Genomic DNA, 8,200 nt, shown 5'->3' with positions numbered 1-8,200 from the left:
AGATTGACAAACTGTCATAAGAAAAAATAACTTGAAATAACTAACCACCTTCACGGTAGCAGTTATTAGAAGAGATGTTGGAGCATCTCTTCTTTTATTTTATGCAATAACAAACAATGTAATACTTCTACAGTGAGTATTACAAATGTACATAAAAAAACAAAGTATACATAATGGACAAATTAGATAAAAAAAGACACTCAAATGAGCGCCTATTTCTTTAATATCCGAATCCGCCGTCCCATCCACAACTACCACCATAATCCATGGTTAATCCTCCTTTGAAGTAGGGTGGTAACAAAATTTTGGCCATTATGGGTTTTAACTAACGGGTTCACATTACTGTATGTTTTTAAATTGTATATGAGCAAGTCCGTTGAGAAATAAAGAAAAGACACCCTAAGGTGCCTTCTTCCGACTTGAACCACTTTCATTCAATACGAATCTATCCGTATTACCCCTTTGTTATATGTGTAAACACGTCCTATAAAACAGAATCATTTATTTTTACCAGATTGTTAGGGTAACAAATACAAGGTTATTGATATCATTTGGTTGACTAGATTGGAATAACGCTACATCTATATGGTTGAGATGCCTTACGTTTTCTAATCATAGAATCTGTTTTATAGAACGTATCCACAATAGTTATTTTATCATATTAATTATTTATTTCGTGTAATTTGTTCTGAATATGTATAATTGCATAAAGTTTATGAAAAAAAAGAGAGTATACTTTGATAGTGTGCAATAAAGCGATAACCTACCTACGGAAATAGGTGGATTAGCATATATTGGTGAGCTTGTAGAGTATTTTACTCCTGATCTCTGCACAATGTGTGGGGATTTTTTCATAAAGAAAAGACACCCTTATGAGTATCTTTTCTGATGGTTTTTAGCAGAAGCAAGCAGCCCCAACTATGATTAATAATATAAAGAGCACAACGAGTAAAGCGAATCCTCCAGCAAAGCCGCCGGCACAACTACCACCAAAGCTCATAATACTTCCTCCTTTAAGTAAGAGGGAAAAACATAGGGATTCACATATAACGGATTCGGTTTATTTTATGTTGCTAGGATCTAAGTGAGCAGGTCCTTTAAGAAAAAAAGAAAAGACACCCTAGGGTGCCTTCCTACGAATTGAACCATCTTAATTTTAATAATATGTATTGGACTCCAATCCAAATATTATTTTACCACGTTAAATAATGTTGGTCATTGAAAAAATAAAAGCACTCTTTCGAGTGCCTTACTTACGCTGAGCTGGTGCAGCAGTCTTATCTTCACGGAAGATTCCCATCAATCCACCGATTAATAATAAAACAGCTGGTAAAATATAAACGAATGAAACACAGATGAATCCACCGATTGCAGCGATTGTCATCATAATACCACCAGCTTTAGCGTTACTTCTCACTACTACTGATCCAACAATACCTAAGATAGATAGAAGAACAGCTACCCAGCCTAAACCAACGACGCTGTTTGCTCCGTCCGCTTCCAAAGCAGAAGCAATACCACCAATAAATAATGCGATAAACGCACATAAAATACCAAAAATACCACCAATAAGACCTAATACAAATTCAGTTGTTCGTTTCATGTAAGTAAATTCTCCTTCAAATATACAAAATGTAAGATTCCTAGTTAAGCATAACAAACATAATAACACTATATTATTATATATTGCTAAACTGATAAATAAAACAAGAGAGCCTAGGCCCTCTTAAATGCAAAATCAGTATTTAAAAATCTATTTCAATCTATCACGAATTGTTTTTAAAAGAGCATGGATATTATATTCTGGGACATTATGGATAGATCTCTTTTCCGCACCTAACATTTTTTTCGTTTCTAAGTAAATAATACCTGGGTTCATATTGGATACACCAAATAAATTCGGAGTAATATCGAAGTCTACGTTCTTAATATCTTTGTATTTAACTACTTCAGCTTCAGCTCCTCCGAAAAATCCGCCTTTCATCATTACGAGATATAGGTTATGTTCTCCAACAACAATGAATCCAGTTTTCGTAAATTTTGGATAAGCAACTTCAAAAAAATGAATAGATTCTTTAGATTTCATAACTTTCTTTAAAGCGTTAAAAGCATACTCATAAAATGTTCGTTCTGTTTTTAGGAAATTCTTTGATATTTGGTGCTACCCCATCGCTATCAAGCTAACAAAAACAAAATACCCCCTAAAATGAAAAAATGCGCTATTCTTTCTGTAGAATCATAGGGAAAATTGACGGATTTGTTTTTCAACAGTTTGTAGAGATACTTTTTTCTAAGAGGAAATATCTCTATTTCTATATTTATTGTACTTTAACAGCATATGTCCCATCTTCCGAATTAGTTGTATACACACATAAATAATACTTCCCTGGTTTTACAGCAACTTTTTCTCTGCATGTATTTCCATTAGGTTTTCCACCTGCAATGGTTTTTCTCAGATCTGATTCATGAACAAGCGCCCATATCATGTTGATTTTACCTTCATTTATGACAGAAATGTCTATTTCTTTTGGCGATGACACATTAAATGTATAAATATCGGTATAATCTTTATCCTTAAATGAACCTTTGAGAAGCGTATTAAACGGAATTACATTTGCTTGTTCAAAACGACTATTTGGTTCTGTTTCAGTTGCTCCTATTCGATCTACATTAACTGTCATTTGTTCTTTACTTTCTTTTCCTTTATCATCTTTCATTGTTACGGTTGCTGTATACGTTCCTTCTTTTTCATATGCATGAGTAGGATTTGCTTCTGTGCTTGTGTTTCCATCTCCAAAGTCCCAAAGGTAAGAAACGATTTTTCGATCTTCAGCTTTTGAACTATCGCTCTTAAACTCAATTGCGTTATTTTCTTCTCCGTAATATGTTTCTCTTGCTCGATCTACATTAACTGTCATTCGCTCTTTACTTTCTTTTCCTTTATCATCTTTCATTGTTACGGTTGCTGTATACGTTCCTTCTTTTTCATATGCATGAGTAGGATTTGCTTCTGTGCTTGTTTTCCCATCTCCAAAGTCCCAAAGGTAAGAAACGATTTTTCGACCTTCAGCTTTTGAACTATCGCTCTTAAACTGAATTGTGCTATTTGCTTCACCATAATATGGCTCATTTCTCTTTACAATCATTCCTTCATTTGCACCTTCATCTGTTGCAATGCCGTGGAAAACAATATCATATTGGAACTGATTTTCATTATTTACACGATAATTTACAAAGTACGCTGTTACTGTTTGATAACCGCTCCATCCTTTTTGTGACAGCTTCTCTAATGCTTCGTTCACTTGTTTACTCATCGTTTTCCAGTCTTCAGATTCACCTTTCGTTGTACCTCCTGTGTACGTACCTTCAACTGTAAATGTATTAAAGAATTGAGACTTATGCTTTGTAATCTTTGCATCTTTTACATTCGCAACATCCACAATTTCCTGCTTCACTTCAGCTAGTGCTTTCTGTGCATGACTTACTAAATAATCATCTGATGCTTGCGGCACATTAAATTTTTCTTGATTATCAATTAATTGCTGCATATATGTTTGATATTCTTTATTCAATTGTGCATCTTTACTTAACGCCTCACGGTATGCATCATAACCTTGTACATCATTTGCACGAATTAAATCTTGTATTTTATCGAATGTATCAAACTTGTGATTATACATATAAGACTGCAATGCAAAGGAATAGTTATAAAAATCCCACGTTCCATATTTTGCATATAATGTTTGTTCTGCTGTATAGCGTTTTTCTGGTTCGTTTGATAAACCTCTTATAACACTCTTACGTGGCACTACATTATTCGTACGCGTCGATCCTGCAAAAAATTCCGCATTTCCTTCTTCATACCATGTCAAACGTTCATTTTGCTGTAATTCTCCTTGCCCCCATAATCCAGGCACTTCATATCTTCCTTGCAAATAGTGTGTAAATTCATGGCGGAACAATTCTTCTAAACTAAAAATACTTTGCTGCGGCGTACGTTCATATGTAAAAAACGTTCCGACATTTTCAATATAAATACCACCATTATTCGTTTCATATCCGTACAATTGCTGGTTAAATTTATATTCATCTGGCGTGTTATAAATTACGATTGTTAATACATCATCCGCATTCCCTTGTTCTAATGCTTTATCATTTCCGATTACACGGTGATATTGTGCTTTTACTTCTTTCGCAGCCCAGTACAATCTTTGGATTTTTTCCTCTGTCACTTTATCTCCTGTTTTAAAGACAATTGCTCCGTCATCAAATGTATACGTTTTAGGTAAAAGTTTCTTCTTGCCCTCTTCTCGAAGTTGATCTAAATTTACTGTTTTTCCGTTGGCATCTACTCCGCCGTAATTTCTAGCAATCTGTTCTGCCGCCCCAAAATATTGCTCTCCTAAATATGGATACATTTGCATCGATTTGGTAACAACGTCTAACCCTTTCTTCGGATTGCTGTGAAATTTCCCTAAACGCCCTGCATAGTATATACCATTATTAATGAGCCAACCATTTTTATCCGTCACATTACCTATAAGCGCCATTTTATTGACTTCATTTATAAAACTATCAATCTTCCCATACCACATTGTCTCATTTGGCTCTTTACCCGAAAGGTGCCAATCAATCTGTATATCGGCATCAACAGCTTGCATTAAAGCGTATACAGCATTTCCTTTCGCACGGTCACTTCCATATGTAGAAAGATTATTATTATACTGTTTTAAAATTTTTGCTGCATATTGCACCGTTTCAACGTCACTAGAAGCATTCCTCATTAAATCCCCGTATGCATTTACAACCAAATCTTGCTCAGCTGTACCAAGTTTAAAGTTTGGATTCTTTGCAATTGCTTTTAATGCAGGTAAACACTTATCTTTGAAGCTTCTCTCATTTAAATAACTTAATTCATCATTATTATATCCGACATAAAAAGCAGAACGGAGCACTTCAGTAAATGTATCAATTCCTTTTGTATCATTTTTTGTAAACGTACTTCCTCGTTTCTCTAATCCATCCATAATTACCTGCATACGCTCTTTATTTTTATAGAAAGCTTTTGTTTCTTCATTAAACTGAAATAAACCTGTAATTTGTCCGGAGCGAATATTTGCTAGTGTATTAATTAACTCCTCATCGCTCATTTTATTCAGCTCATCCAAAGTATAGCTTTCCTGTGACTGCTTCGCTTTCACACTTTTCTTAGCAGCGGCTGGCTTCTGTGAAAAATCTCCAACTTTTAAACGTTCTTCATACGATAATGTTTCATCAGCTTTTGAGGAATGAGCAACTGCATCTTTTGGCTTTTCTATCCCTACTGGTTTCATTTGCAGTACATTATAAGGTACTTTTTCTTCCGCTGATACTTCAACTTGCAGCGCACCTAACGACAATGCCATTGTACTAATTCCAAGCATAATTTGATTCATTTTCTTTTTCATAATTTCCCTCCGTACTAATATATAACTGAAACAAAATAACATGTTATTCAGATGAATTAAAATAAATATGCAAGATTTTATATCACTTTTTAATAGTTTTTAAATACTTCGTGAATTATTTAAAAGGGGTACCGCCCCACATCCATCAACTTAAGAAGTTGGTGGTTCCCCCAAATGAAAAATGAATTGAACTTTCATAAATAACTGTAGAGATATAAAATTTTCGTTTAACAAATCCTACATTTTTAGCTAATTACTCTAAAGCATCAGGTGACATATATCGTTGCAACTCTTTAGAAAACAATTCTAATTCATCAATAATAGATAAGTTCATATCAAAAACGCCATCCTTTCCTATGATGCTACAGAAAGAATAGCGTATTTTTTTATTTTAGGGGAATTTTGTTTTGTTAGCTTGATAGCAATGGAGGCTACCCTAAAGAGTACAGTTTAACCCAAAGTAGCCCCTTTTCTAAATACTCATTATTGAATAACAGAATAAAATTATCATAATACCTTTTTTAAAAAAAGATATATATATAGGTATCACTGATTCACAGATCTTCTAATCTGCACAATCCTGCCAATGATTTAGAAAAATGCTGGCTAAATTCCCATCTATACCATATCTCTCTATGTACCTACGTAATCCCCCTTGTTTATAAGGAATTATATGATGTGCTCTATTGGCTATGCCAAATTGTATTTGGATTGTCATCGATTGCATTACTAGCTAAATCACACACTTGCTTTCATTATTTTCTTGAATCATACGAAGCTACTGGTTTAACGGGTTTCGCATCCGTCGCTTCCCATATAGGGGAAGTCAATGTTGGATATCTCAAAGCTTCTACTTTTTTTCTTGTTTCTTGTGATGCTTTCAGTCCCCATTGATCAAAGAATGGAAGTACATTTTGTTTCGCTACTTTCGATGTATTGTAAATAAATGCTTGTATTTTCTCTTCATCCGTTTTTGGAAGTTGATCCTTTGGTAACTCTCGATATAGTTTGTGAAGGTTCGGATAGAAATCTTCACCATATGCTAAATGAAGTTGCCAAAACATAACAACTTTCACAAACGGGTCATCAATCTTTTCATATTCTTTATTTGTTTGTTTTAAGTATTGAAAGGCTCTGTCATAATCTCCTTCTTTTTCTAAACGCGTTGGTTGACCTGGGAATAATTGTTTTTGTGCAGCTAAAGAGTATATATTAACATTGACTTCAACTACTCCATCCCACGTCCAAGGATATTGTTGCCTTGTATGCCCTGCTTCATGCATTTGTCCCCATCCAAATTCATTTACATTTAAAGCACTTTTAATTGCGTCATAAGCAGTAGTAAATACGACTCCATCATGACCTGCATACATATACATGCCCGGTGGATTATTAGGATTTTCTACAAAAGCCCAAAGACGGCGAGTTGAACGGTGTAACGGATTAGAACTTGTTTCAGATAGCCCTGAGAATCTATCTTGTACTAGAATCATGTCATCATATTTTTTTAATAGAGGAACAGGATCTTGATCCACAATATATTTCTTGGCACTATCACGAGTAACAGTAAGTACCGCTTTCTTTGACTTTAATTGAACGGCATGCGCATCTGGATACCTGTCCATCATCGCAATCCAGTCTGCTTTCGTATGCTTCCCTAATTCAAAGAATGGAACAGGGCTCCCGCCTTGTGTTACTTTCACCTTAACAGTTCCTTTCCCTTCACAGTTATCAAACCCTAATAAACCACCGTTTGGAGAGGAGATGGTGTTAGAACCAGGCGAAAGACGAAATGTTTTTCCCCCTTCTTTATCATATTCATTTGTCCCAATAGTTGCTCCAAGCTTGTCTAATCCTGATAGTCCCGATACTTCAATTGTGACTTGTTCATTCGGTTTTACATAGATTCCTGTTGGCACATAGTTTCGCTGCTCGCTTCTTCTTTCTCTTGCTGCTTCACCCATATAATGTCCTGTACTTGGAAGTTCAAACGTCTTCTCTTCATATTGCGCTTGAGTTTGCTTAGTTTCAGCATGAATGTTCAAACTATTTACAGTCATAGATGTAAATAATGTCGTTGTCATAACAGCAGATGCCATAAATACTTTCATTGGTTTTTGTAATTTACGATTCTTTCTTTTGTTCATATCAATCATTCCTTTCATTTAAATTTGTTCTAACGTTCATACGAAGCGCCGATTTTCTCACTATCCCCTTATATCCATTTATTAATATAAATAAATAATAATTGCTCTTACTATGGCTACTTCTTAAATTTATTTATCCCCCTTTCTTATTTCATACACGTAAAAATTATACCTATATATAATTTTGAAGGGGAGTATCTGGCCACGTATAGAAACGATCATGACTTTTTTCTACCACATCAAAAGGAGAAAGCAAGTGCAGATCATGTTGTATTCTGCATAGTAGGTATGTCGAAAAATTAAAATGGTTTTATATGGTTGTTACTTCCATTAAAACATTATAGACTTTGAGTGTAAACCTCTAATCTATCATATAATAATTCTAAATTAAACACTGTACATATATTATTAAATCTCAAAAATCGCAACAAAAATATTGTAATATAGTTTTATCCCATTAAACAAACTCATTATAATGTGATAAACTCACTGAAAATAAACTGTTTTTATATAAATACAAATTGAAAAAAACGGCCTAAAAACCCCCTTTCTTTTTGGTTGGGAGAGAGTATTAAGAAAGTAAGTGTATGTCATGTTTTGTTCTGC

General features: G+C 34.3%; 4 protein-coding genes and 1 pseudogene. All 5 read right to left on the bottom strand.

Annotation, left to right across the window (positions count from 1 at the left end; genetic code table 11):
* Positions 1-895 precede the first annotated feature (895 nt).
* The 5 genes and pseudogenes from V7183_RS09105 to V7183_RS09085 all read right to left on the bottom strand — a co-directional run bounded on the left by V7183_RS09105 (position 896) and on the right by V7183_RS09085 (position 7,594).
* A complete protein-coding gene (locus V7183_RS09105) occupies positions 896-1,000 on the bottom strand; it encodes a YjcZ family sporulation protein (protein WP_097895784.1) in 105 nt (34 codons plus the stop codon).
* Positions 1,001-1,249: 249 nt separating this feature from the next.
* A complete protein-coding gene (locus V7183_RS09100; protein WP_098198188.1) occupies positions 1,250-1,603 on the bottom strand; it encodes a DUF4064 domain-containing protein in 354 nt (117 codons plus the stop codon).
* Positions 1,604-1,753: 150 nt separating this feature from the next.
* Positions 1,754-2,158: pseudogene (locus V7183_RS09095) on the bottom strand (PH domain-containing protein); the annotation flags it as partial.
* Between the two features lie 160 nt (positions 2,159-2,318).
* The gene (locus V7183_RS09090; RefSeq protein WP_335359268.1) at positions 2,319-5,447 is read right to left on the bottom strand and encodes a collagenase; all 3,129 of its coding nucleotides are present in this window, start codon (positions 5,445-5,447) and stop codon (positions 2,319-2,321) included.
* Between the two features lie 755 nt (positions 5,448-6,202).
* The gene (locus V7183_RS09085; protein WP_335359267.1) at positions 6,203-7,594 is read right to left on the bottom strand and encodes a M60 family metallopeptidase; all 1,392 of its coding nucleotides are present in this window, start codon (positions 7,592-7,594) and stop codon (positions 6,203-6,205) included.
* Positions 7,595-8,200 lie beyond the last annotated feature (606 nt).

The organism is Bacillus sp. JJ1127, from assembly GCF_036965845.1.
In the GTDB taxonomy this organism is placed as follows: Bacteria; Bacillota; Bacilli; order Bacillales; family Bacillaceae_G; genus Bacillus_A.
This window is presented reverse-complemented; position numbering and strand designations above follow the sequence as displayed.

Coding starts and splice junctions, on each gene's coding strand:
- V7183_RS09105 (WP_097895784.1), bottom strand. CDS start 1,000: ATGAGCTTTGGTGGTAGTTGTGCCGGCGGCTTTGCTGGAGGATTCGCT.
- V7183_RS09100 (WP_098198188.1), bottom strand. CDS start 1,603: ATGAAACGAACAACTGAATTTGTATTAGGTCTTATTGGTGGTATTTTT.
- V7183_RS09090 (WP_335359268.1), bottom strand. CDS start 5,447: ATGAAAAAGAAAATGAATCAAATTATGCTTGGAATTAGTACAATGGCA.
- V7183_RS09085 (WP_335359267.1), bottom strand. CDS start 7,594: ATGAACAAAAGAAAGAATCGTAAATTACAAAAACCAATGAAAGTATTT.